The 25503-nt window shown below is 66.8% G+C and carries 21 protein-coding genes; 11 read left to right on the top strand and 10 right to left on the bottom strand.

What is annotated here, in order from left to right; translation table 11 throughout:
* Window positions 1-262: 262 nt before the first annotated feature.
* From OHS03_RS21690 to mtnC, 4 genes are all read left to right on the top strand, one after another.
* Window positions 263-2623, top strand: a complete 2361-nt coding sequence (locus OHS03_RS21690) for an arylsulfatase (protein WP_328656595.1) — start codon at window positions 263-265, stop codon at window positions 2621-2623.
* 83 nt (window positions 2624-2706) lie between these two features.
* Window positions 2707-4506, top strand: coding sequence for an S-methyl-5-thioribose-1-phosphate isomerase (gene mtnA, locus OHS03_RS21695; protein ID WP_328656597.1), 1800 nt, complete (start codon window positions 2707-2709; stop codon window positions 4504-4506).
* Window positions 4503-5072, top strand: coding sequence for a 1,2-dihydroxy-3-keto-5-methylthiopentene dioxygenase (locus OHS03_RS21700; protein ID WP_328656599.1), 570 nt, complete (start codon window positions 4503-4505; stop codon window positions 5070-5072). The genes mtnA and OHS03_RS21700 overlap by 4 nt, the downstream gene beginning before the upstream one ends.
* On the top strand, window positions 5069-5758 hold the full coding sequence (gene mtnC / locus OHS03_RS21705) for an acireductone synthase (protein ID WP_328656600.1): 690 nt from the start codon (window positions 5069-5071) through the stop codon (window positions 5756-5758). The genes OHS03_RS21700 and mtnC overlap by 4 nt, the downstream gene beginning before the upstream one ends.
* Before the next feature lie 12 nt (window positions 5759-5770).
* On the opposite strand, the gene OHS03_RS21710 is transcribed toward mtnC, so the two are convergent.
* On the bottom strand, window positions 5771-6670 hold the full coding sequence (locus OHS03_RS21710; protein ID WP_328656602.1) for a hypothetical protein: 900 nt from the start codon (window positions 6668-6670) through the stop codon (window positions 5771-5773).
* A 217-nt stretch (window positions 6671-6887) separates the two neighbouring features.
* On the opposite strand from OHS03_RS21710, the gene OHS03_RS21715 reads away from it, so the two are divergent.
* Complete coding sequence (locus tag OHS03_RS21715; RefSeq protein WP_328656604.1) at window positions 6888-7721, top strand: alpha/beta fold hydrolase; 834 nt, start codon at window positions 6888-6890, stop codon at window positions 7719-7721.
* On the opposite strand, the gene OHS03_RS21720 is transcribed toward OHS03_RS21715, so the two are convergent.
* Window positions 7718-8509, bottom strand: coding sequence for a helix-turn-helix transcriptional regulator (locus tag OHS03_RS21720; protein ID WP_245661713.1), 792 nt, complete (start codon window positions 8507-8509; stop codon window positions 7718-7720). The genes OHS03_RS21715 and OHS03_RS21720 overlap by 4 nt on opposite strands.
* A gap of 704 nt (window positions 8510-9213) precedes the next feature.
* On the opposite strand from OHS03_RS21720, the gene OHS03_RS21725 reads away from it, so the two are divergent.
* Genes OHS03_RS21725 through narJ form a run of 3 tightly spaced genes read left to right on the top strand, consistent with a single transcriptional unit; the run spans window position 9214 to window position 15291 of the window.
* Window positions 9214-12924, top strand: coding sequence for a nitrate reductase subunit alpha (locus OHS03_RS21725; protein ID WP_194826346.1), 3711 nt, complete (start codon window positions 9214-9216; stop codon window positions 12922-12924).
* Between the two features lie 10 nt (window positions 12925-12934).
* Window positions 12935-14614: a nitrate reductase subunit beta gene (narH, locus tag OHS03_RS21730; protein ID WP_328664348.1), complete on the top strand. Its 1680-nt coding sequence runs from the start codon at window positions 12935-12937 to the stop codon at window positions 14612-14614.
* The gene (narJ, locus tag OHS03_RS21735) at window positions 14611-15291 is read left to right on the top strand and encodes a nitrate reductase molybdenum cofactor assembly chaperone (RefSeq protein ID WP_062983699.1); all 681 of its coding nucleotides are present in this window, start codon (window positions 14611-14613) and stop codon (window positions 15289-15291) included. The genes narH and narJ overlap by 4 nt, the downstream gene beginning before the upstream one ends.
* A gap of 35 nt (window positions 15292-15326) precedes the next feature.
* On the opposite strand, the gene OHS03_RS21740 is transcribed toward narJ, so the two are convergent.
* A complete protein-coding gene (locus OHS03_RS21740; RefSeq protein ID WP_328664349.1) occupies window positions 15327-15557 on the bottom strand; it encodes a zinc ribbon domain-containing protein in 231 nt (76 codons plus the stop codon).
* On the opposite strand from OHS03_RS21740, the gene OHS03_RS21745 reads away from it, so the two are divergent.
* Window positions 15502-15696: a hypothetical protein gene (locus OHS03_RS21745; protein WP_328664535.1), complete on the top strand. Its 195-nt coding sequence runs from the start codon at window positions 15502-15504 to the stop codon at window positions 15694-15696. The two genes, OHS03_RS21740 and OHS03_RS21745, sit on opposite strands and share 56 nt — an antisense overlap.
* 23 nt (window positions 15697-15719) lie before the next feature.
* Here the strand turns inward: OHS03_RS21745 and OHS03_RS21750 are convergent, their stop codons facing one another.
* On the bottom strand, window positions 15720-16478 hold the full coding sequence (locus tag OHS03_RS21750) for an RNA-guided endonuclease InsQ/TnpB family protein (RefSeq protein ID WP_328656606.1): 759 nt from the start codon (window positions 16476-16478) through the stop codon (window positions 15720-15722).
* Window positions 16479-16567: 89 nt separating this feature from the next.
* On the opposite strand from OHS03_RS21750, the gene narI reads away from it, so the two are divergent.
* The gene (narI, locus tag OHS03_RS21755) at window positions 16568-17323 is read left to right on the top strand and encodes a respiratory nitrate reductase subunit gamma (RefSeq protein ID WP_328656608.1); all 756 of its coding nucleotides are present in this window, start codon (window positions 16568-16570) and stop codon (window positions 17321-17323) included.
* Between the two features lie 28 nt (window positions 17324-17351).
* Here narI and OHS03_RS21760 read toward each other — a convergent pair whose 3' ends face one another.
* The 6 genes from OHS03_RS21760 to OHS03_RS21785 all read right to left on the bottom strand — a co-directional run bounded on the left by OHS03_RS21760 (window position 17352) and on the right by OHS03_RS21785 (window position 24767).
* A complete protein-coding gene (locus OHS03_RS21760; protein ID WP_328656610.1) occupies window positions 17352-17696 on the bottom strand; it encodes a hypothetical protein in 345 nt (114 codons plus the stop codon).
* A gap of 91 nt (window positions 17697-17787) precedes the next feature.
* Window positions 17788-19527: an N-acyl-D-amino-acid deacylase family protein gene (locus OHS03_RS21765; protein WP_328656611.1), complete on the bottom strand. Its 1740-nt coding sequence runs from the start codon at window positions 19525-19527 to the stop codon at window positions 17788-17790.
* 11 nt (window positions 19528-19538) lie between these two features.
* On the bottom strand, window positions 19539-21191 hold the full coding sequence (gene casG / locus OHS03_RS21770) for a steroid-24-oyl-CoA synthetase (RefSeq protein ID WP_328656613.1): 1653 nt from the start codon (window positions 21189-21191) through the stop codon (window positions 19539-19541).
* 11 nt (window positions 21192-21202) lie between these two features.
* Window positions 21203-22246, bottom strand: coding sequence for an NAD(P)-dependent alcohol dehydrogenase (locus OHS03_RS21775; RefSeq protein ID WP_328664350.1), 1044 nt, complete (start codon window positions 22244-22246; stop codon window positions 21203-21205).
* A gap of 2 nt (window positions 22247-22248) precedes the next feature.
* The gene (locus tag OHS03_RS21780; RefSeq protein WP_328656616.1) at window positions 22249-23397 is read right to left on the bottom strand and encodes a serine hydrolase domain-containing protein; all 1149 of its coding nucleotides are present in this window, start codon (window positions 23395-23397) and stop codon (window positions 22249-22251) included.
* On the bottom strand, window positions 23394-24767 hold the full coding sequence (locus tag OHS03_RS21785; RefSeq protein ID WP_328656618.1) for a flavin-containing monooxygenase: 1374 nt from the start codon (window positions 24765-24767) through the stop codon (window positions 23394-23396). The genes OHS03_RS21780 and OHS03_RS21785 overlap by 4 nt, the downstream gene beginning before the upstream one ends.
* Before the next feature lie 116 nt (window positions 24768-24883).
* On the opposite strand from OHS03_RS21785, the gene OHS03_RS21790 reads away from it, so the two are divergent.
* Window positions 24884-25501, top strand: a complete 618-nt coding sequence (locus OHS03_RS21790) for a TetR/AcrR family transcriptional regulator (RefSeq protein ID WP_328656620.1) — start codon at window positions 24884-24886, stop codon at window positions 25499-25501.
* Window positions 25502-25503: the final 2 nt, after the last annotated feature.

Below are 25503 nucleotides of genomic sequence, written 5' to 3' on the forward strand. Positions count from 1 at the left end.
TGAAGATCCTCGAAGACGCATCGGCCCGCGCGGCGGGCCGAGGAGGGTGCGCACAGCGCACCGCAGGAAAGGGAACACATCGGCTCGGCCGCGAACGTCGTATGCGTTCGTCAGCCGCGCAGGACGCGACACGAACAGCAGCAGGGTGGCTGATTCGTGGGCACGGCAGTGACGCTAACAAGTTGCGGCGTACCGGTCACCGATTCCACGCACACTGCACATAACCCTGGTGACCAGCGGATACGTCGCCTTTACTGCCAGAATGCCTGTTCCACCCCATGCTCGCGGTTACGCATCTTTCGGCGGCTCGGCCGGTCGCACGTCCGCGGAGTCGACTCCCGATTGGACCTACCCGCCCACTGCTCCGGCGGGCTCGCCGAACATCGTCGTCGTCCTCGTCGACGACATGGGTTACAGCGATATCGGCCCGTTCGGTTCGGAGATCGAGACACCGACACTGGACCGTCTCGCGGCCGAGGGTGTACGGCTGTCGAACTATCACACGACGCCACTGTGCTCGCCCTCGCGCGCGGCACTGCTCACCGGAATCAATTCCCACCGTGCGGGTTTCGGGTTCGTCGCCAACGCCGACCCCGGCTATCCCGGCCTGCGGCTGGAGTTGGCCGACGACGTGCTCACGCTGCCGGAGATTCTGCGCGACAACGGTTACGCCACCTACGCGGTGGGTAAATGGCATCTGGTGCGCGACGCCACGATGAACCCGTCCGCGCATCGGGACTCCTGGCCGACCCGGCGCGGATTCGACCGCTACTACGGGTCGCTGGAGGGGCTGAACTCCTTCTACTACCCCAATCAGCTGGTGTCGGACAGCTCGGTGGTCGATGTCGAGGAATATCCGGAGGGCTATTACCTCACCGACGATCTCACCGACAAGGCGCTGTCCTACATCAAGGATCTGCGCGCGCACGACACGGACAAGCCCTTCTTCCTGTACTTCGCACACGTGGCGATGCACGGACCGCTGCAGGCCAAGGCAGAGGACCAGGCCAAGTATCGCGGTCGCTACGCCGAGGGCTGGGACGAACTGCGTAGGCGCCGCTTCGCCGAGCAGCTGGCCCAGGGGTTGTTCCCGCCGGGTACCGAGCAGAAGCCGCGCAACACCGAGCCGGGTTACGAAGCGGCGGAGTGGGATTCGCTGTCTGTCGACGAGCAGCGGCGCTACGCCAAGTACATGGAGGTGTACGCGGGCATGGTCGACAGCATCGACCAGAGCCTGGGACGCATCGTCGACCTGCTCGACGACCTCGGCGAACTCGACAACACCATCATCGTGTTCACCTCCGACAACGGCGGCACCGCGGAGGGCGGACCGGAGGGCACCCGCTCCTACTTCGCCGAATTCGCCCACGTCGACGACCCCGACTGGGTGGGCGACGTCCCCCACGACGAAGACCTGATCGGCACCGCGAAGCTGGGCGTGCACTACCCGCGCGGCTGGGGTCAGGCGTCCAACACACCGTTCCGGTTCTACAAGGGCCAGACGTTCGCCGGTGGTGTGCGGGTGCCGCTGGTCGTGTCGTGGCCGAAGGGGTTGCCCCGCACCGATACCGATTCCGGCATCCGCCACGAATACGCCTACGTCACCGATCTGGCGCCGACGCTGCTCGAGCTGGCGGGCCTGGACCGTCCTTCTGTACGTAACGGCCTGCCCGCCAAAGACTTCGACGGCGTCTCCGCGGCCGAGCTGCTGCGCGATCAGGCAGCCCCGACGCGGCACACCGAGCAGTACTCGGAGATGACCGGTCACCGCGGCTTCTACCGTGACGGCTGGAAACTGCTGTCGCTGCACGATGCCGACGCCGACATCGACGCGCCGAACTGGCAACTGTTCGATGTCCGCGCCGACCCCACGGAGCTGCATGATCTTTCGGCGCAGTACCCGGACAAGGCCGCCGAACTGGCCGCCGCCTGGGACGAATCAGCGTGGGCCAACACCGTGTTCCCGCTCCTGACCCGCGCCGACCTGTTCCGCCGTCGCCCGGAGGAGGCGCGTTTCGCCGCTCCGGTGCGGCTGCTGCCCGGTACCCCCACCCTGGAGCGCTACCGCTCCCAACGCCTCATCGCCTTCCGCGACTTCACGATCACCGCCGACTTGACCGGCACGGCGTCGGCACGCGGTACGGCGGTACCCGATGAGCAGGTGGTCGACGGCTATCAGCCCGGCGACGAAGGAGTGCTCGTCGCACACGGTGACCCGCTCGGCGGGTACCTGCTCTACATCGAGGACGGCGAAGTAGTGCTCGGCGTGAACAGCTACGGGCGGTACGCGTCAGTCGGCGTGCCCCTGCCCATCGGGACGCGCGAGATCACCGTGCGAGCCACCGTCGAGCCGCGTCTGCGCTGGGACTTCACCATCCAGGTCGACGGCACGACGCTCGCGGAGCTCACCGACCAGGTGCAACTGGTCGGCATGGCGCCGTGGACCGGGATCTCCGTCGGCGTCGACGCGCGCGGTCCGGTCTCGTGGGAGCTGCGCGAGCGTCGCGGACCGTTCCGCTATTCCGGCGGCCTGCGCGCGATCACCTACACACCCGGTCCCGTGCAGGTCCCACAGCGCACGATCGACGCGGTGGAGCGGGAGGCCGAGTACGCCGCGGAGTGATCGACCGGCCCCGCGGATCGAGTCGCGACCAGGTCGGATACCGTTTACCAGCCAGAAAATGCCACGCAGACAGGACGCCGGAGATGGACGACAGTTCCCTGATCTGGGACGACGGTGCCCTCGTCACCATCGACCAGCGCGGACTGCCGCACGAGGTGCGAGAACTTCGCCTGCGCACCGTCGACGAGGTCATCGAGGCGATCACCACCCTCGCCATTCGCGGCGCTCCGGCGATCGGGATCGCGGGCGCGTTCGGCGTGGTCATCGCGACAAAGGCGCACACTCACGACGGCGTGCCCGGCGAGGCGGGTGACTCGACCGACGGCATACCCGATAACGGGGGCAGCCCAGTTCAGAGCCTGCCCGGCGAAACCGAGATCCGCACTCGCCGCGTGGTCGATGTAGCTGCCGTCCAGGCCGAAGCCGATCGCATCGCCGCAGCGCGCCCCACGGCAGTCAATCTGGCGTGGGCAGTTGACCGGGTGCGTGGCAGGGTCGCCGATGGTGCCGACGCGGTGCTCGCCGAGACCCTCGAGATGCTCGCCGAGGACGGGCGGGTCAACCTGGCCGCCGCCACCCATGCAGCTGACCTGGTGCAACATCTGTGCGGTGCGCGGCCGCTCCGACTGCTCACCCACTGCAACACCGGACGCCTGGCCACCAGCGCGGTGGGGACCGCGATCGGTGCGTTGCGGGTGCTGCACGAACGCGGCGTCGTCGAGGACGTGATCGTCGACGAGACCCGCCCGCTGTTGCAGGGCGCGCGGCTCACCGCGTGGGAGCTGGCCGAGGCGGGCATCCCGCATCGGCTGACCATCGATTCCGCCGCCGCCTGGGCGATGGCGACCGGACAGGTCGACGCCGTGCTGGTCGGCGCCGACCGGATCACCGCCAACGGCGACGTCGCCAACAAGATCGGCACCTTCACCCTGGCCCTGGCCGCCCGCCACCACGGCATCCCGTTCATCGTGGTCGCCCCGGAATCCACCCGAGATACCGCGATGGCCACCGGCGCGCAGATCGTGGTGGAACAGCGGGCCGCTGCCGAGGTGACCGGCTTCGGCGGCGTCGACACCGCACCGGCGGGCACCGCGGTGTTCAACCCGGCCTTCGATGTGACGCCGACCGATCTGGTCACCGCCGTCGTCACGGAAAACGGTGTGGTCTACCGGAACTCGGATACCTATGACGAGCACGGCCGTGCGCCGGCGGCCACCGTCGAGAACACCGACAGGCCCCTCGCCGCGCGGGGACAGGCGATCGCCGCTACCGCACGCCAGCTCTACGAGCGGGGCTGGATGCCGGGCACCGCGGGCAATATCTCGGTGCGGGTCGACCCCGATGATGCCCTCGTCACCGCCAGCGGCCTGTCCAAAGGCGAACTCGGCGAGGACGACACGGTGCTCGTCGCGATCGCCGACACCATCGCGCGCCCAGGTCAGAGCCGAAAGCCGTCCGCGGAGACCAGCATTCACACCGCCGTCTACCGCACCCGGCCCGCCGGCGCGGTCGTGCACGTGCACTCCCCGTTCGCCACCGCGCTGGCGACTACTTCCGCACGGCCCGGCGGCGCGGTGACTCCGCTGCGGATCAGCGGTTTCGAACTGCTCAAGGGATTCGGCCTCACCGACCCGTCGACGGTCGTGATCCCGGTCTTCCCGAACTGGCCGGCGGTGGCGCGCATCGGCGCCGACATCGACACCTACCTCCGCGAAAACCCCGACGCCCCACCGATTCTGTTCATCACCGGGCACGGGATCACCACCTGGGGTGACACTCTTGCCCAGGCGCGCGATCGCGCCGAATGCCTGGAAGCCCTGTGCGAGTTGATCGCCCGCACGGGACGTACCGACGCCATGCCTCTCGAGATCGGACCGACATGACCCTGTTGCAAGTGATGGCCGCCGACAACGCCGCCGACGTCCGGGTGCGCACCACCGACCCCACCGAGATCGGCGCCGAGCTGGCACAGCACGGCATCGCCTACTCGCACTGGGCCGTGCTCGCCGAGGCCGCCGCGACCGACTCCGACACCCTGCTCGCCCACTACGGCCCGCAGATCGCCGAACTCAACGCCTCGGGCCGCTACGAGCACATCGACGTCGCCCGCATCCATCCCGACGCCGACAACCCGGAGTGGCCTGCCACCGCCGCCGGTGCGCGCGCGAAGTTTCTCGACGAGCACCGCCACGCCGAGGACGAGGTGCGCTTCTTCGCCGCCGGCCGCGGCTGCTTCTACCTGCACGTGGGCGACGCCGTGCTGGCGACGGTCTGCGAAGCGGGCGACCTGCTCTCGGTCCCGGCGGGCACCCTGCACTGGTTCGACATGGGCACCACCCCCGACTTCATCGCCATCCGCTTCTTCGAGGAGGCCGACGGCTGGGTCGGCGACTTCACCGGCGACAAGATCAGCGCGGGCTTCCCGACCCTCGACGAACTGCTCGCGTGACCCGCGCGATCGTCCTCGACATCGAGGGCACCACCAGCCCCACCGAGGCGGTCCGCACCGACCTCTACGGCTACACCGAACAGCACCTGCCCGCCTGGCTGGCCGACAATGCCTCCGGCCCCGCGGAAGCGGTGATCGCGCGGACCCGCGAACTGGCCGGAGAACCCACCGCGGACACCGACCGAGTCGCCGCGATCCTCATCGCCTGGCTGCATTCCGACGTGAAGGCCGAGCCCCTCAAAGCCGCCCAGGGCGCGATCTGCGCCGAGGGCTTCCGCGCAGGCGCACTATACGGACGCTTCTTCGACGATGTGGTACCCGCGCTGAAGACGTGGCAGGCCGAGGGCTACCGACTGTTCGTCTATTCCTCGGGTTCCGAACGCAACCAACGAGATTGGTTCACCTTCGCCGAGGCAGGCGACCTGTCCACCGTGATCACCGATTACTTCGACCTGATCAGCGCGGGCGCCAAACGGGAGGCGGGTTCCTATGAGCTCATCGCCGACCGGATCGGCATCCCGGCGCACGACATCCTGTTCCTGTCCGACCATGCCGACGAACTCGATGCCGCGGTGGCCGCGGGTTGGCAGGCAGTCGGCGTGCACCGCCACGGCGAACCGAATCCACCACGGCCACCGCATCGTTGGGTGAGTTCGTTCGCCGAGGTCGAGGTCGCCGAATACTGAGGTGGCGCGCTCTCAGCCGACGTGCGCCCTGACCGCGCCGAGCGGTCCCCGCTGGACTGTCCCGAACACCCGTCGTGCGTGGATGGCGACCGGGCTCGTCGACCACGGCGCCAGCGTGGTGGTGAACATCAGTTCGCACCAGGACAGGGCGGGGATCTCGCCTGCGGCGAGCGTGGCGATGAGGGAGAGTTCGGTGTCGTGGCCGAGCCAGGCCGCTACCAGCCAGGAGGCGTCGAGGCGGCCGAGGAATTCCTCGGCGTCCTCGGGCGGGCCGTGTGGTGTGTCGACGGCGAGGTGGACGACGGCGGCGATGGCGTGGCGCATCTTCGCGTCCATGCCGATGGCGTCGTGCAGCAGCAGACTTTCCAGTGCGGAGCGCAATTCCATCGAGGGGTCGAGTGCTAGTTCGTGCATGTCGAGCCTTTCCTGTGGTTCGGACTGCTGATCGAGACCGCCGGTGATCGCCCGCAGCGTCGGGATCGTCTGTGGAACTTCCGGATCGACGAGGCCGGTCAACGGGCCCGACGTCCAGTCGAGCCTGCCGAACGCCTGGCACCAGTCCAGTGCCGGATTGTCATCGGAGACAACCAGATCGAGGGCCAGCCCGGCCATCGACGCGGTGCAGGCCAGGGTGATGGCGTCGAGTCCGTCCTCGCTGACTGTCAGGTGCAGTGTCACCTTCTCGACCCCGGTGTCCTCGCGGGCTCGGCCCGCGAGCCAGATCGCGCGGCCCGCGGCGCCCATCGCGGCCGCGAGCTGGTCACCGCGGGGATGGTCGGCGTCGGCGTCGATGAACGGGCCGTACCAGATCGCCCTGCCCTCCGCGTCGCAGACCGCGAAGGTCGCCGAGACGCTGTCACCCGCGGCGGCCAAACTTATGTGGGCATCCTGCCCCTGCTCCGTCACCCTCATCAATATCCCCGTTTTCCGATTCGAGCCGACTGTCACCGACATCCCTATCCAATCGGCCACAAACGGACATGTCCACAGGGCGCGCACAAATAGACGGCCCCAGTTAGGTATATACACTCGCCAGTGAATTCACAGAACCGGCCGTGCACCCATCAGGCGGTGCCGCATTCGGTCCGCAACCGGGCGAAATCGACCGCGCCGCTTGTATGTTTCGACCATGCCCTTCGTGCACTCCGATTCTGTCAATGTCCATTTCCGCACCGACGCGGTCCAAGGTCCGACGCTGCTGCTCGCCCACGGATTCCTCATGGACGAATCCATGTTCGACCCGATCCGGAAGGTCTTGGCGCACACCGATATCAATGTCGTCGCCTGGGACGCTCGCGGTCACGGCCGCACCGGATACGGCGACGACCCGCGCTTCGACTATTGGGATCTGGCCACCGACGGCCTGCGGGTGCTCGACGCACTCGGCATCGAGAGCGCGATTGTCGGCGGCATGAGCCAGGGTGGTTACGCGGCACTGCGGATGGCATTGCTCGCCCCCGAACGCGTCACCGGATTGGCACTGCTCGATACCGAAGCCGACGCGTGCACCAGGAGCGACGAAACCTATTACGAGAACTTCTTCGACGAATGGTGCGGCAGCGGCGATTTGCGGCCACTGGCCGAAGAACTCGCGCCGCTATTGATCGGCGGCACCGACCCGCGGATCTGGCAGACCTGGATCGCCCGCTGGCTCGATGCCGATCGCACCGCGATCCGCCCGGCGGCCGAGTGCCTGATCGGGCGCGATTCGGTCCGTGGGCGACTCGACGAAATAGGCGTGCCCGCTCTCGTTCTCCGCGGCGAACACGACCACAGCAGTACCGCGGCCAAGTGCGCGCGCTTGGCGGAGGAACTGCCGGGCGCGAATGGGGTACGCACGGTGGCGGGCGCGGGCCACGGCTGCGTGCTGACCCATCCCGAACAGGTTGCCGCCGCGCTGGCCGCGCTGGTGACGGCCTGCACCCCGTATGCCGTTGACCCGGTGGCGGTCGCCGGTATCTAGCGGTCGGGCCCGCGAACGCCCTGGTAGTACTGGATGCGACCGGGATAGGCGACGGAATCGAGCCGGAACAGCTGGACCTCGACGGTGTAGTTCTCGCCGGTGTGCAGATCACACAGCCGCATGGCGGTGTGCTCGCGACCGTACACGGTGTCGCCGTCGTCCCAGATGCGGCGGAAGTCGCGATATTGCGCCAATTCGTCGAGCAGGTCGGAGGCCCAGTCGCCGCCGACCTGCTGGCCGATCAGGCCGCGTAGCCAGTGCACGGTGAGGGTGGACTCCTTCTCCCATTCCACCATTACTTTGCGCGAGAGCGGGTTACCGAAGAACCAGCGCAGAATATTGACATCCTCGACCAGTCCCGGGAACGCGCGATCATAGGAATGGTTGCCCGCGAGCACGTTCCAGCGGGTGTCGACATAGGCCGCCAGATCGGGTTCCCGCAGCGACAGAGTCCGGCGCATCTCGGTGCTGATCTCGGCTCGCAGATCCTCGACCGTCGGATTGTCGACCGGCGCGATGCCGGCCAGATCGAATAGATGTCTGCGCTCGATATCGGTCACCGGCGCGATCCGGTCGAGGTAGCGCACGAGCGCCTCGATCACCGCGCGCGTCGGCCGGTCCCGATCCCCGCTCTCCAAATGCGTGATGTAACTCGAACTGACCCCCGCCGCGAAGGCGAGTTTTTCCCTCGAAATCCGCCGATCGTCGCGAAGTCGCCGCAGCAACCCGCCGAGCGTCGGCGGTTTCGGCGGCCCGTCTGGTCCGTCGAACGATGGCTTCGGTATCACGACTACCCTTCCTGTCTGCACGGGCCAATCCTGGATGACTATTCAACCTCGAACCATCCGCCAACCGGAAAAGATGCCGTTTCTTTATATTAGCGCCACTTCGTTTGGGTAGTTAACCTGCGGCAACTGTGCTCGCGGTCACGAAATACGGCGTACTGAATCGAATTAAAAGGATTCGAAATCGTTCCGTTCAGCAGTGCTCTAGGATTGCCCACCGCGCGACCCCGCGCGCCCCGACCGTGACGGTCTGCACCCCCGCTCGACACCTGCCACCGACTACGAAGCACTCCCGCCGCGCGCGGCGACCCTCCGGCGTCGCCATGTCCGCGCGGCCGTTCCCGCTGTCCCGCAGACCGTCTCGACGCGACCATAGCTGTGCGTGGCGTCACATCAGCGCTGTTCAGCGGGCACACCGGGTGTGTAAACAAATGTAAACCGCGGGAGAACCAGTCGTTTCCGAAGCATCACCGTCGGCCCGCCGACGGACCCGTCGATCACCACGTTCTGCCAGCTCGCGGCTCAATTCACCCTGGTGAGCCCCCGATCGCGGATGCTGACGAGCCCCTCCCCCGTGACCACGACATTTCGCCGACCTCACAGCTCACCGAGGGCCGAATACGGATGTGAAAAGTTCGTTTTGCCGAAGGGGTCCGCCTCCTTACAGTTCCCTCAACAGCCCGATTTCACAGCTCGAAGGGGGCGTCGTGGTTAATTCGCGCACGCAAGGTCCGTCGCCCGCCGATTTCGGCGACACACTGCTGAACCTCGGCAAGTATTTCCAGCGGGGCGAGGTCTCGCCCGACAACCGGTCCGTATACAAGGTCGGCGGCCGCGATGCCGACGAGTTCTACCGCGACCGCTGGTCGCACGACAAGGTGGTGCGCTCCACCCACGGCGTGAACTGCACCGGCTCGTGCTCCTGGAAGATCTACGTCAAGGACGGCGTGATCACCTGGGAGTCCCAGCAGACCGACTACCCGTCGGTGGGCTCGGACAAGCCCGAGTACGAACCGCGCGGCTGCCCGCGTGGCGCCTCCTTCTCCTGGTACACCTACTCTCCGGCCCGCGTGCGCTACCCGTATGTGCGTGGCACGCTGCTCGATCTCTACCGCAAGGCCAAGGCCGAGCTCAAGGACCCGGTGCTGGCGTGGGAGTCCATCGTCGAGGACCCGGTCAAGGCCAAGGCCTACAAGACCGCGCGCGGTAAGGGCGGTTTCGTCCGCGCCGAGTGGTGGGAAGCCGCCGAGATCGCCGCTGCCGCGCACGTGTACACGATCAAGCAGTACGGCCCCGACCGCGTGGCCGGCTTCTCGCCGATCCCGGCGATGTCGATGGTCAGCCATGCCACCGGCGCGCGCTTCGTGTCATTGATCGGCGGCTACATGCTGTCGTTCTACGACTGGTACGCCGACCTGCCGGTGGCCTCGCCGCAGGTATTCGGCGACCAGACCGACGTGCCGGAGTCCGCCGACTGGTTCGACGCGGGCTACCTCATCATGTGGGGCTCCAACGTCCCGGTGACCCGAACCCCGGACGCGCACTACATGACCGAGGCGCGCTACCGCGGCCAGAAGGTCGTGGTGGTCTCCCCCGACTACGCCGACAACACCAAGTTCGCCGACGAATGGGTGGCCGCGCGCCCCGGTACCGATGCCGCGCTGGCGATGTCGATGGGCCATGTGGTGCTCAAGGAGTTCTTCATCGAGAAGCAGACTCCGATGTTCACCGACTACATCAAGTCCTTCACCGATCTGCCGTACCTGATCTGCCTCGACGAGGCGGCGGATCAGGACGGCGCTCTGCCGGGCAAGTTCCTCACCGCCGCGGATCTCGGCCACACCGGCGAAAGCGTCGAGCACAAGCCGGTGCTGCTCGACCAGGCGGGCAACCCCGTCGTGCCCAACGGCTCGCTGGGCCATCGCTTCGGCGAGGGCGACGCGGGCAAGTGGAACCTCGACCTCGAGGGTGTCGACCCGCTGCTCACCCTGCTCGGCCATTCCGACGACGCACCGGCCACGATCGCGCTGCCGCGTTTCGACACCGACGTCGCCGGGTCGATCATCCGTGGTGTTCCGACGAAAATCGTTGCGGGCAAGCGGGTTACCACCGTGTTCGACCTGCTGCTGGCCCAGTACGGTGTCGGCCGCGAAGGGCTCCCGGGCGAGTGGGCGAAGGGCTATGACGACGCCGAGTCGCCATATACCCCAGCGTGGCAGGAGGCCATCACCGGCGTGCCCGCCGTTCAGGCGGCGCGCATCGGACGCGAATTCGCCGACAACGCGGAACGTTCCGGCGGTCGCTCGATGATCCTGATGGGCGCGGGCACCAACCACTGGTTCCACTCCGATCAGATCTACCGCGCCTTCTTCACCCTGACGCTGCTCACCGGCTGTCAAGGCAAGAACGGTGGCGGCTGGGCCCATTACGTCGGCCAGGAGAAGTGCCGTCCGGTCACCGGCTGGGCCACACTGGCTTCGGCATCGGACTGGCAGCGCCCGCCGCGTCAGATGCAGGGCACCGTGTTCTGGTACCTCACCAACGACCAGTGGCGCTATGACCCCTTCACCTCGGACTCGTTCGCATCGCCGCTGGGCAAGGGCAAGTTCGCCGGTCGCACCGCCGCCGACAACATCGCCCTGGCGAGTCGCCTCGGCTGGATGCCCAGCTACCCGACGTTCAACCGCAACCCGCTCGACCTCGCCGACGAGGCCGCCGAAGCGGGCAAGACCCCCGCCGAGCACGTCGTCGACGGGTTGAAATCCGGCGACCTGCGCTTCGCCTGCGAAGACCCCGACGCACCGGAGAACTTCCCGCGCGTGCTCACCGTGTGGCGCGCGAACCTGCTCGGCTCCTCGGGCAAGGGCAACGAGTACTTCCAGAAGCATCTGCTCGGCTGCGGCTCCAATCTGCAGACCACCGACGCGACCGGCGTGCGACCGCAGGAACTGGAATGGCGCGAGGAAGGAGCCGAGGGCAAACTCGATCTGTTGCTCGCGCTGGACTTCCGCATGACCAGCACCACGCTGTTCGCCGACATCGTGCTCCCCGCCGCCACCTGGTACGAGAAGCACGACCTGTCCTCCACCGATATGCACCCCTTCGTGCACGCCTTCTCCCCCGCCATCTCCCCGCCGTGGGAGGCCAAGACCGACTTCGAGGCGTTCCACCGGATCGCGCGTGGTTTCTCCTGGCTGGCCGAGAAGCACCTCGGCACCCGCAAGGACATCGTCGCGGTGCCGTTGCAGCACGATTCCCCCGATGCGCTCGCGCAGGCCGGCGGCAAGGTGCTGGACTGGAAAGCCGGTGAGTGCGAACCGATTCCGGGCAAGACCATGCCCAAGATCGTGGAGGTCGAACGCGACTACACCAAGATCGCGGAGAAGCTGGCCGCGCTGGGGCCGCTGGTGGAGAAGCTCGGTCTCACGACCAAGGGCGTCACCACCTTCCCCGAGGAGGAAGTGGCGTACCTGGCCGGACAGAACGGCACCATCGTTTCCGGCATCGCCGCGGGCAGGCCGTCGCTGGCCAAGGACACCCACGCCGCCGAGGCCATCCTGTCGCTGTCGGGCACCACCAACGGCCGCCTGGCGGTCGAAGGGTTCGAGGCGTTGGAGCGGCGGACCGGTACCGAACTCGTCGATCTCGCGAAAGAGGCCGAGGGCAAACGGATCACCTTCGCCGACACCCAGGCTCGCCCGGTGCCGGTGATCACCTCGGCGGAATGGTCGGGCTCGGAATCCGGTGGTCGCCGGTACTCGCCGTTCACCATCAACGTCGAGCGGCTCAAGCCGTGGCACACCCTCACCGGTCGCCAGCACTTCTACCTCGACCACGACTGGATGATCGAACTCGGCGAGCAATTGCCGATCTTCCGTCCACCCCTCGATATGTCGGCGCTGTTCGCGGAGCCGAGCATCGGCAATGTGAGCGGCAACGGTCTCACCGTGCGTTACCTGACCCCGCACTCCAAGTGGTCGATCCACTCGGCCTACCAGGACAACCTGCACATGCTGACGCTCTCGCGCGGCGGTCAGACGATCTGGATGTCGGACGTCGATGCCAAGAAGATCGGGGTGGCCGACAACGATTGGATCGAGGCGATCAACCGCAACGGTGTGGTCGTCGCCCGCGCGATCGTCTCGCACCGCATGCCGGAGGGCACCGTCTTCATGTACCACGCCCAGGACCGCGCGGTCGACGTGCCGCGCATCGAGGGCGCCGAGGACACAACCAAGGAAGCCAAGGGCAAGCGCGGCGGTATCCACAACGCGCTCACCCGGGTGCTGATCAAGCCCTCGCATCTGATCGGCGGCTACGCCCAGCAGTCCTTCGCCCTGAACTACCACGGCCCCACCGGAAACCAGCGTGACGAGGTCACGACTATCCGTCGCCGCAACCAGAACGTGGAGTACTGACATGCGCGTAATGGCTCAGCTCGCCATGGTCATGAACCTGGACAAGTGCATCGGCTGCCACACCTGCTCGGTCACCTGCAAGCAGGCGTGGACCAACCGCGGCGGCACCGAGTACGTGTGGTTCAACAACGTGGAAACCCGTCCGGGACAGGGCTATCCGCGCCAGTACGAGGACCAGGAGAAGTGGAAGGGTGGCTGGACGCTCAACAAGCGCGGCAAGCTGACCCTCAAGTCCGGCTCGCGGTTCAAGCGCCTGATGAACATCTTCGCCAACCCCGACCTGCCCACGGTCGCCGACTACTACGAGCCGTGGAGCTACGACTACGACAACCTGCTGTCGTCGCCGCCCATGGACACCACCCCGGTGGCGCGGCCCAAGTCGCTGATCACCGGTGAGGACACCAAGGTCACCTGGGGTGCGAACTGGGACGACGACCTGGGTTCGGGTCCCGAGCAGGTCGGCAAGGACCCCATCCTCGGCAAGCTCGAAACCAAGGTGAAACTGGAGTTCGAAGAGACCTTCATGTTCTACCTGCCGCGCATCTGCGAGCACTGCCTGAACCCCTCCTGCGCCGCGTCGTGCCCTTCCGGCGCGATCTACAAGCGCGAGGAAGACGGCATCGTGCTCGTCGACCAGGACAAATGCCGTGGTTGGCGCCAGTGCATCACCGGCTGCCCGTACAAGAAGATCTACTTCAACCACAAGACGGGCAAGGCGGAGAAATGTACTTTCTGCTACCCCCGTGTCGAGGTCGGCATCCCGACGGTGTGCTCGGAGACCTGCGTCGGGCGGCTGCGCTACATCGGCGTGATGCTCTACGACGCCGACGCGGTGCTCGAAGCGGCCCAGGTCACCGATCCGCAGGACCTCTACACCTCGCAGCTCGGCGTGTTCCTCAACCCGCACGATGAGCGCGTGATCGCCGAGGCCGAGAAGGCCGGGATCTCGCCGGAATGGATTCAGGCCGCCCAGGATTCACCGGTCTACAAGCTGATCGTCGACTATCAGCTGGCTCTGCCGCTGCACCCGGAATACCGCACGATGCCGATGGTGTGGTACGTGCCGCCGCTGTCGCCGGTGGTGGATGTACTCGCCGAGACCGGTCACGACGGCGAGGACGTGCGCAACCTGTTCGGCGCCATCGACGCGCTGCGCATCCCGCTCGAATACCTCGCCGAGTTGTTCACCGCCGGGGAGATCGGGCCGGTGCGGTCCTCGTTGCAACGCCTGGCCGGGATGCGGGCGTTCATGCGTTCGGTCAACCTGGGCGAGGAGCCCGAAGCCCATATCGCGCCGTCGATCGGGCTCGAGCCCGAAGAGATCGAGGCGATGTACCGGCTGCTGGCGATCGCCAAATACGAACACCGGTACGTGATCCCGATGGGCGCGACGTCCAAGGCGCACGAACTGGATTCGCTGGCCACCGGGTGCAGTCTCGACACCGACGGCGGACCCGGCATGACCGCGTTCGATCAGGTCGTCGAGAAGTTCTCGCTCTCCGATGTCAATCAGGCTGCGCCGGAGGAGAAGTCGGGCCGGATCAACCTGCTCAATTGGGACGGGCGCAGCACCAGTGGACTCCTGCCGAGCGCGAACGGCAACGAGAAGACCGGCAACGGCGCCGGTAACGGCAACGGCAGCAACGGCGCTGCCGTCGCCGACTCCCCCGCGAGCGGTGTCGCGCCATGAGTCTGCTCTCGATTCGTAAACGGCCCCAACCGGTTACCGAGATGGCCGAGCACGACCGCCTGGTCGTGTGGCGGTTGGCGGCGTTCCTGCTCGACTACCCCGGCGAGCAGACCCTGGCCATGCTCGACCAGTTGTCCGACGCCGCGGCGCAATTGCCCGAAGAGGTGCAGGCGCACTTCGCCGAGATCTTCGCCTACCTGCGCGATACCCCGGCGATCGAAGTGGCGCAGAGCTACGTCGAGACCTTCGACATGCGCCGTCGCGCCAGCCTGCACCTGACGTTCTACGCCTTCGGCGACACCCGCAAGCGCGGTATGGCACTGCTGCGTTTCAAGCACGCCTACCGCCAGGCGGGGGTCGAACTCGGCGACGAGGAACTGCCCGACCATCTGCCGGTGCTGCTGGAATTCGCCGCCACCATCGATCCGATCGGCGGCGAGCGCCTGCTCGGCGAGCACGTGCCGGTGATGGAGCTGTTGCGACTGTCGCTGGGCGACAACAACTCTCCCTACAGCGGCGTCCTCGGCGCGGTCCTCACCACCTTGCCCCCGGTCACCACCGCCGACCGCAGGCGCATCGCCGAACTCGCCGCCCAGGGGCCGCCAGAGGAAGAGGTCGGCCTCGAACCGTACGCCATGGACCCCGCCCTCTTCGAAGCAACAGAAGGCCGCCGTTAACGGTTCCCCCGCAAGTTCAGCGAGGGATTTCAAGCTCAGACCGCACTCACCACCGCCCCGAAGGAGGGCTGCAAGTGTCCTACGTCGTCAACGCTTGTGTGGCCCCGCTCTGCCACAGCCAGAATTACTCCGGCAGCATTTCGGTCGCGCCCAGCGGAATACCCACAGGACGCACACCGGAAGGTTCGGTCAGCGAGTTCGAGCCGCTGCTTGGCTCTCGCGAAGCAACTCGAACACGTCATCGTCGTGTACGCGGGCACAACCATCACCACCTTCCGGCCGGCCCGCGAGCCACGGTCGATCAACTCACGCTTCGCGGCGCCGATCGCCGCATCGGCTGCCTTGCGCGCCATCGTGGATCGGGTCAGGAACTTCATTGTGAAGTCCTCGATCGCGATCGTCTGATGTTCGTTGACTACCCGGCGCGCTCATACACGCGCAGCATGGGTGTTCTGCCGGGCGGCCTTCTTGTGCAATCGGGCGGCGGCGCGGCGCGCGACTCGGTACCCGTTGGACGGGGCTTGTCCGCGTGGGCGACGCCTGCGCGCCACTTTTCGTTGCGCCCGAGCCAACTCAGCCGCACACCTGGCCCGGAAACCCTGGTAGGGCAGGTCGAAGCCAGGGTTTGTCGTAGTGGCGGTGGTCGCAATACCCCAATCGATGCCGATGCCATCGGATGTCGCAGGCATCGTCGCTACTTCTCGGCGGACCACGAACGAGGCATACCAGTGTCCGAGAGAATCCCTGTAGATACGAACCGAACTCGGTTCCGACGGCAGTTCGCGCGACCACACAACCGGAATCTCGACGCCCTTCGGCAATCGCAAGCGGCCGTCTGTGATCGAGAATCCATTGCGGGTGTACTCCAACGACGGCAGACAGTTCTTGCGCCGTTTGATCGTCGGCCGACCATGGCCTTTCCTGGTGAACGATTGATGCCTGGCACTGACATAGGAACGAAGCATCTGCTGTTGGGGGACTTGGGAACCGCTGCGAAGCCAGGAGCTTTGCCGACGCGCAGCGGTCAAGAGCTTTCCAAGTTTGGTGAGCGTGGGCCTGCCACCGATGCGCTGCTGGTGGACCGCCTCGTTCCACAGAAACCGGCACCGATGCCACTCGGACTCGAGTCCGCGCACAGCCTGCACTCCGGGGCGCTGGCGATAGGTGTACCGCACGGTCTCGACCATACGTTCGAATGTGCAGCAGATATTTCACAGCCAGGAAAAGGCAGCAAATTTGTCGCCATCAATGGCGGCGCAAGCACGGAGGTCCGTCGATGAATGCCACTATCCCGCTGCCCGAAGGCCTGTGGCTGATCCTGCCCTACATCGCGGCGACCTCCTTTGTGCTCGGCCATGTCTGGCGCTACCGCTTCGACCAGTTCGGCTGGACCACCCGCTCCTCGCAGATCTACGAGTCCAAGCTGCTGCAGCTGGGCAGTCCGCTGTTCCACTTCGGCATGCTCGGGGTGTTCGGCGGTCACGTGATGGGTCTGCTGATCCCCGAGTCCTGGACCTCGGCGATCGGTATCTCCGAGCACGCCTATCACATCATCGCGGTCGGTGCGGGTTCCGTCGCCGGACTCATGGTCGTGCTCGGGGTGGCCATCCTGTGCTACCGCCGCATCGCCATTCCCGCCGTGCGTAAGAACACCAGCCGCAACGACGTCATGATGTACACGCTGCTGACCCTGGCCCTGGTCACCGGCCTGCTCAACACCTGGGGTTCCAACCTGCTGTGGGGCACCTACAACTACCGCGAAACCGTCTCCCCCTGGTTCCGCAGCCTCTTCTCGATCAATCCCGAACCGGGTCTGATGGTCGGCGTCCCCTGGACCTTCCAACTCCACGGCCTGGTCGTCCTCGCCCTGGTCGCGGCCTGGCCCTACACCCGCCTGGTCCACATGTTCAGCGCCCCCATCGGCTACCTCACCCGCCCCTACATCGTCTACCGCCGCAAGGAAGTGGACACCAAGGACAAGACCCGCTTCGCCAAGGCCTGGGACGCACCGGTCACCCCCGACCGCTGGTAGTTACCGCCGGGCGCCGAACAGCTCTGCGTCACGACGCGGGGCCGAGGGCTTTGCGGACCGTGTCGAACCAGGCCTGGGTGTCGACGAGACCCTTTTCGTTGTCCTTGCGGCCGCCGACGAAGCCGAACAGGTCGGCGGCGAAACGGCTCAGGACCGTTCCCTCGTTCTCCTCGAGTTCGGCGAGGACTTCGGCGTCGCCCAGCACGTAGGCGACGACAGACACCTGGCCCGCAGGCCACTCGGTGCGGTAGTTCGCCCAGCCGTCGGCGCGCACGGCACGGGCCTTGGCGAGCAGGTCCGCACGCAGGGCGTCGCGGTCGGCGTCGGTGGGCTGACGTGGTTTGCCCCAGGTGATCCGTTTCGCGTCCGACATGTCGAGTCCTCTCGCTGATGGGCGGTGTTCGGGCGGCGGTCGACCGGTTCGGGTCGACCACCGCCCGCTCATCAGGTCAGGGTCGCAGATCCTACTCGGCTCGCAGGAACTCCCCCACCCGTTCGGTGCCGAGCGCGGGATCGGCTTCGCCCTCACCGAAGACATACCGGCCGTTGACGAAGACCGCGGTGACGGTCTCGTCGTTGCGGTTGACCATGCGGGAGAGATTGCCGAACACCGCGATCGGGTCCTCGGCGTAGGCGTCGAGGGTCTCGTCGAGGTGGGCGGGGTCGATCACGATGGCGTCGGCGCGGGCGCCCAAGCGCAGGTGACCGGTGTCGAGGCCGTACCAGTCGGCGAGTTCGCCGGTGAGCCGGTGTACCGCGTGCTCGACGGTCATGAACGGCTTCTCGCTGGTCGCGGCGTCGTTGACGCGGCGAAGCAGGCGAAGGCCGAAGTTGTAGAAGGCCATATTGCGCAGATGCGCGCCCGCGTCGGAGAAGCCGAGCTGGACCGACGGATCGGCGGCCAGGACATCGGCCACCTCGGGACGGTGGTTGGAAATGGTGGTGCGCCAGCGCAATTTGTCACCGTGTTCGACGACGAGGTCGAGGAACGCGTCGACCGGGTGCAGGCCGCCGCGGTCGACACCGACCTCGCCGAAGGTCTTGCCGATGACGGTCTCGTCGGGGCAGTCGACGATATCGGCGTCGAAGAAGTCACGGTGCCACGCGCGGGGGCCGTATTTGTTGTCGTAGTCCTTGCGGAACGAGCGGCGGTACTCCTCGTCCTGCATGAGGTGACGCTGCTCGTCGATGTGATCGGCCAGGTGCAAAGCGGCGGCGCCGGAACCGAATTCCTCGAACACCGGCAGCGAGATGCCGTCGGAGTACACCTCGAACGGCACCGGCAGGTGCTGCCAGCGGAAGTCGCCGTCGAGCCCGTTGATGATCTTGCCGACGGCCGGGAACATCTTGGACGCGGCGGGCAACGCCTTCACATCGGCCGCCGACAACAGGCTCACCTTGAGCGGGTCACGCCAGAGGCCGATGCTCGACACCGCCATCGACACCAGGCTCTTGGGGTTGGCGATATCGGGGCCACCCTGCAACGCGCGACCACGCTTGCGCAGGATCGTGTTGAGCCGGTGGCGTTCCTTGCTCTTGGCATAGGTGGACGGCAACGTCCGCGAACGGCAGGTCTCCCCGTCGAGCTTGTCGAAAAGCAGCTGCTGCGAGGACATTCCGACGAAGCCGACGTCGAGCGCGTCGACGAGCATGCGCTCGATCTCGGCCAGCTCGTCCTTGGACGGTTTCACCTCCTTGCGGGTGGAGCGGTCGAGCCCCATCACCGCCGCGCGGATGTCGGAGTGGCCGATGAAGCCGGCCAGGTTCGTCCCGAGCGGCAGCCGCTCGAGTGCTTCGACGTATTCGCCTGCGGTACTCCAGGTCTGGACGTCGTTCATCGCGCCGACCACGTATTGGCGCGGGATGGCCTCGACCCGACCGAACAGGTCGCCCGCGGTCTCACCGTCGACGTGCACGGTCGAGAGCGAACACGAACCGAGCAGCACGGTGGTGACGCCGTGGCGCACCGACTCCGACAGCGACGGGTCGAGCAGGACCTCCACGTCGTAGTGGGTGTGGATGTCGATCATGCCGGGCATGACCCACTTGCCGGTCGCGTCGACGACCCGGGGGCAACCGGTTTCGTCGAGCGGGGTCTGCGAGATCGCGGCGACCTTACCCGCTGTGATGCCGAGGTGGCGGACCGTGGACGGGGCACCGGTGCCGTCGAAGAACCGGCCACCTTTGATGATGCTGTCGAACATTTCTGACCCCTTCAGATCGCGAGCTCGCGCCTGGTGACTTTACCGGTCGCGTTGCGCGGCAGCGCGTCCGAAGTGATCCGCCATCGGACGGGCACCTTGAAATAAGCGAGGCGGTCGGCGACGAAGGCGCGCAACTCCTCCGGGTCCACCGCCCCCGGTTCGGCGACGACGACGGCCGCCACTTCCTGGCCGAGATCGGGATGGGCAACGCCGAAGACCGCGCAATCACTGACGGCCGGGTGTTCGACGAGCACGTTCTCGATCTCGGTGGGATACACGTTCTCGCCGCCGCGCAGGATCAGGTCGGTGCGCCTGCCCGACACGGTGAGCCTGCCGTTGTGCATCGTGCCGAAATCGCCGGAGCGCAGCCAGCGTTGGTCGTCGATCGCGGCGGCTGTCGCCGCGTCGTCGTCCCAGTAGCCGAGCATCACGTAGGGGCTGCGGATGCAGATCTCGCCCTCTTCACCTTCACCGACCGCCTTGCCCTCGGCGTCGCGGATCTCCACCGCGACACCGATGATCGGTCTGCCGACCGAGGCGTCGTCGGCGGCCAGGTCGAGCGGGGTGGCGACCGTCGCCGCGGTACCGCTCTCGGTGAGGCCATAGCTGGTGGTCAGCGAGAATTGCAGGGCCGAGGTCTTCTCGCGCAGGCTCGCCAGCAGCGCGGGCGAGGACGGCGCCGAGTTCAGCGAGAGCGCGCTCAGTGAGGACAGATCGTGCTGGGCCACATCGTGTTCCAGCAGTCGCGACGCCATGGTCGGCACCGCGGCCCAGTTGGTGACCTTCTCGCGCTCGACCAGGCTCAGAACGCGGCCGATCTCGAAGGCGCCGTGAGGGAACACCGCCGCCGCGCCGGTCAGCAGGCGCGGGATGACGAGGTTGTGCAGGCTGGCGATATGGAACAGCGGCGCGGTGACCAGGTAGCGGCGATCACTGGGAGCATCGCCGGGCTCCTGACCCATGAACGCGGCCATCATGGCGTCGGTGAAACGGTGGTAATCGCTGATCGCCACCATGTTTCGCTGCGAATGGACAACACCCTTCGGCCTGCCGCTGGTCCCGCTGGTGTAGAGGATCACAGCCGGATCGTCTTCGGCGACCGGCACGCTGGGGATCTCGCCACCGCCGAACTCGGCGATCAGCGCGGGCAGATCCTCCTCCATGGTCAAGACGGGCAGGTCCGTGCCTGTCTCGGTCAGGTGCGCAGCCCTTTTCGCGTCGGCGATGACGACCGTCGGCGTGGTGTGGCCCAGCCCGTAGGCGATCTCCGGCGGCGCCCACCAGGCGTTGTAGCCGACCGGGATCGCGCCGAGACACTGTGCGGCCCAGAACGCGATCACCCAGTCCGGGCCGTTGGCGGCCAGGATGCCGACGCGATCACCCTTGCCCACGCCGTACCTGGCCGCCAGCGCGGTGGCCAACGCGCCCGCCGCCGCGGCGTGCTCGGCGAAGGAGATCCGGCGGTCCTCGGTGACGAGGTAGTCGCGCTCGCCCCACTTCAGCGAATGCTCCAGCAGTTCGCGCAGGTTGGCACGGCGCTGCGCGAAGACCGGAATCGGCACGCCGAGAACGGGTTCGACGGTCATCTCGAACGGCGCGCCCGGCGCGGTCAGGCCCGCCGCCACCTTGGCCACGAATTCCTGTGGGTCTACAGCGTTGGTCATGTTCTTCTCCATCAGGGAATCAGGACGGCGCGGCCGCGGATCGCGCCGGAGTCGAGTCGGTCGAAGGCGGTTCGGGCATCGGCCAGGTCGAACCGCTCGATCTGGGCGCGGAGCTTGCCCGCAGCGGCCAGAGCCACGGAATCGATGAGGTCGGACCTGGTGCCGCCGTATGACTTTCGTACCGTGGCACCCCAGGGCAGTCCGGGTCCGCCCGCTGGTCCCGAGTCGATGCCGGTAGCCCCGCCGCCGAGACCCACCAGCCGGACAGCGCCGTTGGGGGCTACGGATTCGACGGCGAGCTTGACGGTGGGATCGGTACCGACGAAGTCGAACACCGCCTCCGCGCCGCGTCCGCCGGTGAGCTCCAAGATCGTGGCCGCGGTGTTCTCGTCGGCCTTGAGCACGATGTCGGCGCCGCATTCGGTGGCAAGGGCGAGCTTGTCCGCGTCCACGTCGACCGCGATCACGGTGGTCTCGGTGAGCGCCTTCAGCAACTGCACCGCCACGTGGCCGAGTCCGCCTATGCCGATGGCGACCGCGGTGGCGCCGGGCCAGAGCTGGTCCATGGCGCCGCGAATGGCGTGCATCGGCGTCAGGGCCGCGTCAGCGAGAGGCGCGGCGTGGGCGAAGTCGAGTTCGTCGGCGATCGGAACGAACGAGCGCACCGGGATGCGGACGTACTCGGCCATGCCGCCGTCGGGACCGAGACCGGGACACGGCGGCATCGCGGTGCGACCGGCGGCCAGGCAGACATTCTCGTTGCCGCGCAGGCACTCCCGGCATTCGCCGCACGACCAGCACAGGTACACGATCCCGCGTTCGCCGACGCTACGACCTTCCACCGCCGAGCCGACGGCCTCGATCGTGCCCGCGATCTCGTGGCCCAACGTCAGGGGCTTCTCGCTCATCGGGAACGGCAGGCTCAGCACGAACGAATCCGAATGGCAGATCCCCGCCGCGCCGACCCGCAGCAGCAGATCGTCGGGTCCGAGTTCCGGTACGGGCACCGTGCGCAATTCGAGGGTGCCCGGGGCAGTCAACTGCATCGCACGCATGCTCATCGGGCATCTCCTACCGCGTCGAACGTGGCTTTCAGATAGCTGTCGCACCGATCGGAGCCGATCAGTCCGGTCGCCATGCGATTCATGGTGTAGGCGAAGGTGATTCGGCGATCAAGGTCGTTGACCACCATCGAACCGCCGTACCCGGCCCACCAGCAGACCCGGCCGTCCGGAATATGCGGGAAAGTCTCCGGTCGGGGCAACCCGAAGCCGATGCCGAAGCGCAGCGGGGCGAGCAGTGCCAGGTCGATGCCGTCGGCCTGCTCGCGGAAGATCAGCTCGATCGTCGCGGGCGAGAGGAACCGCGTGCCGCTCAGCTCGCCGCCGTTGGCGATCAGCGACTGGACGCGGGCCACCGAGCGCGCGTTGCCGTGCCCGTTGGTGCCGCCGATCTCGGCCGCGCGCCAGGCCGGCGTCGCGGTTTCGGAGACCTCCAGCCAGGGGCTGGTGAGCGTCTTGATCAGCACGCTGTTCTGGTCCAGGGTCGACAGGTCGTAGTCGGGCATTTCCGGCGGGATCAGGGTGGCGATCCGGTCGGCGTGCTCGGGACCGGTACCGATGTGGAAATCGGCGCCCAAGGGCCCGGCCAGTTCGTCAGCGAAGAACGTGCCCAGCGAGCGGCCGGTGATGCGGCGCACCAGTTCGCCGATGAGATGCCCGTAGTTGATGGCGTGATAACCCGAGGCGGTGCCCGGCTCCCACCAGGGCGCCTGCGTCGCCAGGCGGGCGGCGGCGGCATCGGTGTCGTAGATATCGGACAGCGCGATCGGCTTGTCCCAGCCCGAGACGCCCGAGGTATGCGAGAGCAGGTGGCGGACTTCGATGTCGGCCTTGCCGTTGGCCGCGAATTCGGGCCAGTAGTGGGCAACCCGCTGATCGACGTCGAGCTCGCCGCGGTCGACGAGCAGCAGGGCGCACAGCGCCGTCATCGTCTTGGTGACCGAGAAGACGTTGACCAGAGTGTCCGCGCCCCAGGCGGTCTGCTGCTCAGGATCCGCGTAGCCGCCCCACAGGTCGAGGACCGGATCGCCGTCGACAGTGACGCACAGCGCGGCGCCGAGTTCGGCCCCGGAGCTGAGGTGTTCATCGAATGCCGCACGCACACCGGCGAATTCGTCGCGACAGAAGCCGGAAGAGGTACTCATCGCGCCACCTCGGCCGTCACCCGAGCGGGCACCGGCAGAGCATTGCCCGCGGCAGTGGCACGTTTGGCGCCGCGCTCCATCTCCTTGGTCATCGAGCGCACGTACGGCTCGAATTCGGTCTGGATGGTGTGTCGGGGCGAATCGTAATAGCGACCGGAACGTTTGGCTTCCTGCGCCCCGAGCACCTCGTCGATCTCCGCGCGCGGAGGCAGGTGATAACGACCGGTCAGGTAGGCGACTACGAGCTTGCTCTGCTGCTCGGCGAAGTTCACCAGCGTCGGCATCGGCTGGGCCAGACCGAGATAGAACAGGTTGTCCACACCGGGCTTCATCATCATCTGGAACAGCGGGAACCGGTTGTCCGCGTCGGGCGCCAACTCGGTATCGGTGAAGAACGGAAAGCTGATGTGGTAGCCGGTGGCACAGACGATCACGTCGATCTGTTCGCTGCTGCCGTCGGCGAAATGCACCGTGTCGCCGGCCAATCGGGTGATCGCGGGCTTGCACTCCACGTCGCCGCAGCCGGCCCGGTGCAGGAATTCCTCACTCGCCGACGGATGGGCCTCGAACGGCTCGTGATCGGGTGTCGGCAGACCGTAGGTCGACATCTCGCCGCGGTTCTTGCGGACGAAGCGTTGCTTGAGCTTGAGCGCGATCTTGGCGGGAATCCACGCGGGCATCGACGCCCGGTCCCCCACCTGACCGTTCACATATTTGGGCAACACCCACACGCCCCGACGGGCGGAAACGAACAGCTTCGAGGCGAGGAAGCGCTGGGACAGTTCCGAGGCGATGTCGAGGCCCGAGTTCCCCATGCCGACCACCACGATCCGCTTGCCGCGCATATCGATCGGGTCGAACGGGTCGTTGTAGGCGTGGCTGTGCATGAGCACACCGTCGAACTCGCCCGGGTAGTCCGGGAATCGAGGATTCCAGTGATGTCCGTTGCAGACGATCAGCGCGTCGTAGACCTCGGTCTCGCCTGCCGCCGTCGTCACCCGCCACAGACCCGCGTCGTCGCGCTCGGCGGCGGTGACCAGGCTGTTGAACCGGATCCGATCCCGCAACCCGAAGTGGTCGACGTAGTCCTTGAAGTACTGCAGCAATTGGGAATGGTGCGGGAAGTGCGGCCAATCCGCCGGTGCCGGAAAGTCCTCGAATTGCAGGCGGTACTTCGAGGTGTCGATGTGCAGGCTCTGATAGCACGCCGACATGCCATTGGGGTTCTTGAAGTACCAGTTGCCGCCGACCTCGTCGGAGGCTTCGTAGCAGTCGAACGGAATTCCGTTCTCGGCAAGCCTCTTGGCGGCGGTGATACCCGAAGGTCCGGCGCCGATGACGCATACCTTGGGTAATTGACCTGTATCCATGCGCAACTCCTGAGCGGCCTCGGTCCTCGACGACCATGCCGGGTGACGTGAAACACACGATAGCGTCTCACTGGACACTATGTCTAGTGAATGAGCGGATCGTCTAAGATGGGCCCATGACGACCGAACCCGCCCGCCGTGGATCGCTGCGCGAGGAACAGAAGCGTCTGACGAAGGCCAGGATCGTCGAGACCTCGCGCACCCTGTTCGAGACGCAGGGCTACTCCGATGTCCGCGTCGACGACATCGCCGCCGCTGTCGGCTGTAGCCGGGCGACCTTCTACCTGCACTTCACCAGCAAGGGCGAGGTGCTGCGGGCCATCGCGCAGGAAGGCACCCTCGCCAGCGTGCGGGATTTCTACGCCGACCTCGACCGGGTGCTCACCGTCGGGTCCCGAGAGTCGTTCGCGGACTGGATGACTCGCGCGATCGACTGGTTCTTCACGAACAAGGACATGCTCCCGGCCTGGGACGAGGCGACCGCGCTCGAACCGGAATTCCGCGCGGTGGCGCGCGAGGGCATCATGACCCTGGCCGACACCATGCCCGCCTACCTCGCCCGCTGGCCCGAACACCGCCGCGACGAGGCCCGGCTGCGGATCGAACTGCTCGTCGCCCAGCTCGAGCGGTTCTTCACCCGCTGGGCGATGCAGGGCACCATCGACGTCTCGGCCACACAGGCCGCGGCGGTACTCACCGATGTCTGGTTTCCGGCCCTCCAAGCGCCGGACTGAGC

Origin of the sequence: Nocardia salmonicida, assembly GCF_036142455.1 — a bacterium.
Classification (GTDB): Bacteria; Actinomycetota; Actinomycetes; order Mycobacteriales; family Mycobacteriaceae; genus Nocardia; species Nocardia salmonicida.

What these genes read in the sequence shown, in the direction of transcription:
- OHS03_RS21690 (WP_328656595.1), top strand. Translation starts at nt 263, where the DNA reads ATGCCTGTTCCACCCCATGCTCGCGGTTACGCATCTTTCGGCGGCTCG.
- mtnA (WP_328656597.1), top strand. Translation starts at nt 2,707, where the DNA reads ATGGACGACAGTTCCCTGATCTGGGACGACGGTGCCCTCGTCACCATC.
- OHS03_RS21700 (WP_328656599.1), top strand. Translation starts at nt 4,503, where the DNA reads ATGACCCTGTTGCAAGTGATGGCCGCCGACAACGCCGCCGACGTCCGG.
- OHS03_RS21710 (WP_328656602.1), bottom strand. Translation starts at nt 6,670, where the DNA reads ATGAGGGTGACGGAGCAGGGGCAGGATGCCCACATAAGTTTGGCCGCC.
- OHS03_RS21715 (WP_328656604.1), top strand. Translation starts at nt 6,888, where the DNA reads ATGCCCTTCGTGCACTCCGATTCTGTCAATGTCCATTTCCGCACCGAC.
- narH (WP_328664348.1), top strand. Translation starts at nt 12,935, where the DNA reads ATGGCTCAGCTCGCCATGGTCATGAACCTGGACAAGTGCATCGGCTGC.
- narJ (WP_062983699.1), top strand. Translation starts at nt 14,611, where the DNA reads ATGAGTCTGCTCTCGATTCGTAAACGGCCCCAACCGGTTACCGAGATG.
- OHS03_RS21740 (WP_328664349.1), bottom strand. Translation starts at nt 15,557, where the DNA reads ATGGTTGTGCCCGCGTACACGACGATGACGTGTTCGAGTTGCTTCGCG.
- OHS03_RS21750 (WP_328656606.1), bottom strand. Translation starts at nt 16,478, where the DNA reads ATGGTCGAGACCGTGCGGTACACCTATCGCCAGCGCCCCGGAGTGCAG.
- narI (WP_328656608.1), top strand. Translation starts at nt 16,568, where the DNA reads ATGAATGCCACTATCCCGCTGCCCGAAGGCCTGTGGCTGATCCTGCCC.
- OHS03_RS21760 (WP_328656610.1), bottom strand. Translation starts at nt 17,696, where the DNA reads ATGTCGGACGCGAAACGGATCACCTGGGGCAAACCACGTCAGCCCACC.
- OHS03_RS21765 (WP_328656611.1), bottom strand. Translation starts at nt 19,527, where the DNA reads ATGTTCGACAGCATCATCAAAGGTGGCCGGTTCTTCGACGGCACCGGT.
- casG (WP_328656613.1), bottom strand. Translation starts at nt 21,191, where the DNA reads ATGACCAACGCTGTAGACCCACAGGAATTCGTGGCCAAGGTGGCGGCG.
- OHS03_RS21775 (WP_328664350.1), bottom strand. Translation starts at nt 22,246, where the DNA reads ATGCGTGCGATGCAGTTGACTGCCCCGGGCACCCTCGAATTGCGCACG.
- OHS03_RS21780 (WP_328656616.1), bottom strand. Translation starts at nt 23,397, where the DNA reads ATGAGTACCTCTTCCGGCTTCTGTCGCGACGAATTCGCCGGTGTGCGT.
- OHS03_RS21785 (WP_328656618.1), bottom strand. Translation starts at nt 24,767, where the DNA reads ATGGATACAGGTCAATTACCCAAGGTATGCGTCATCGGCGCCGGACCT.
- OHS03_RS21790 (WP_328656620.1), top strand. Translation starts at nt 24,884, where the DNA reads ATGACGACCGAACCCGCCCGCCGTGGATCGCTGCGCGAGGAACAGAAG.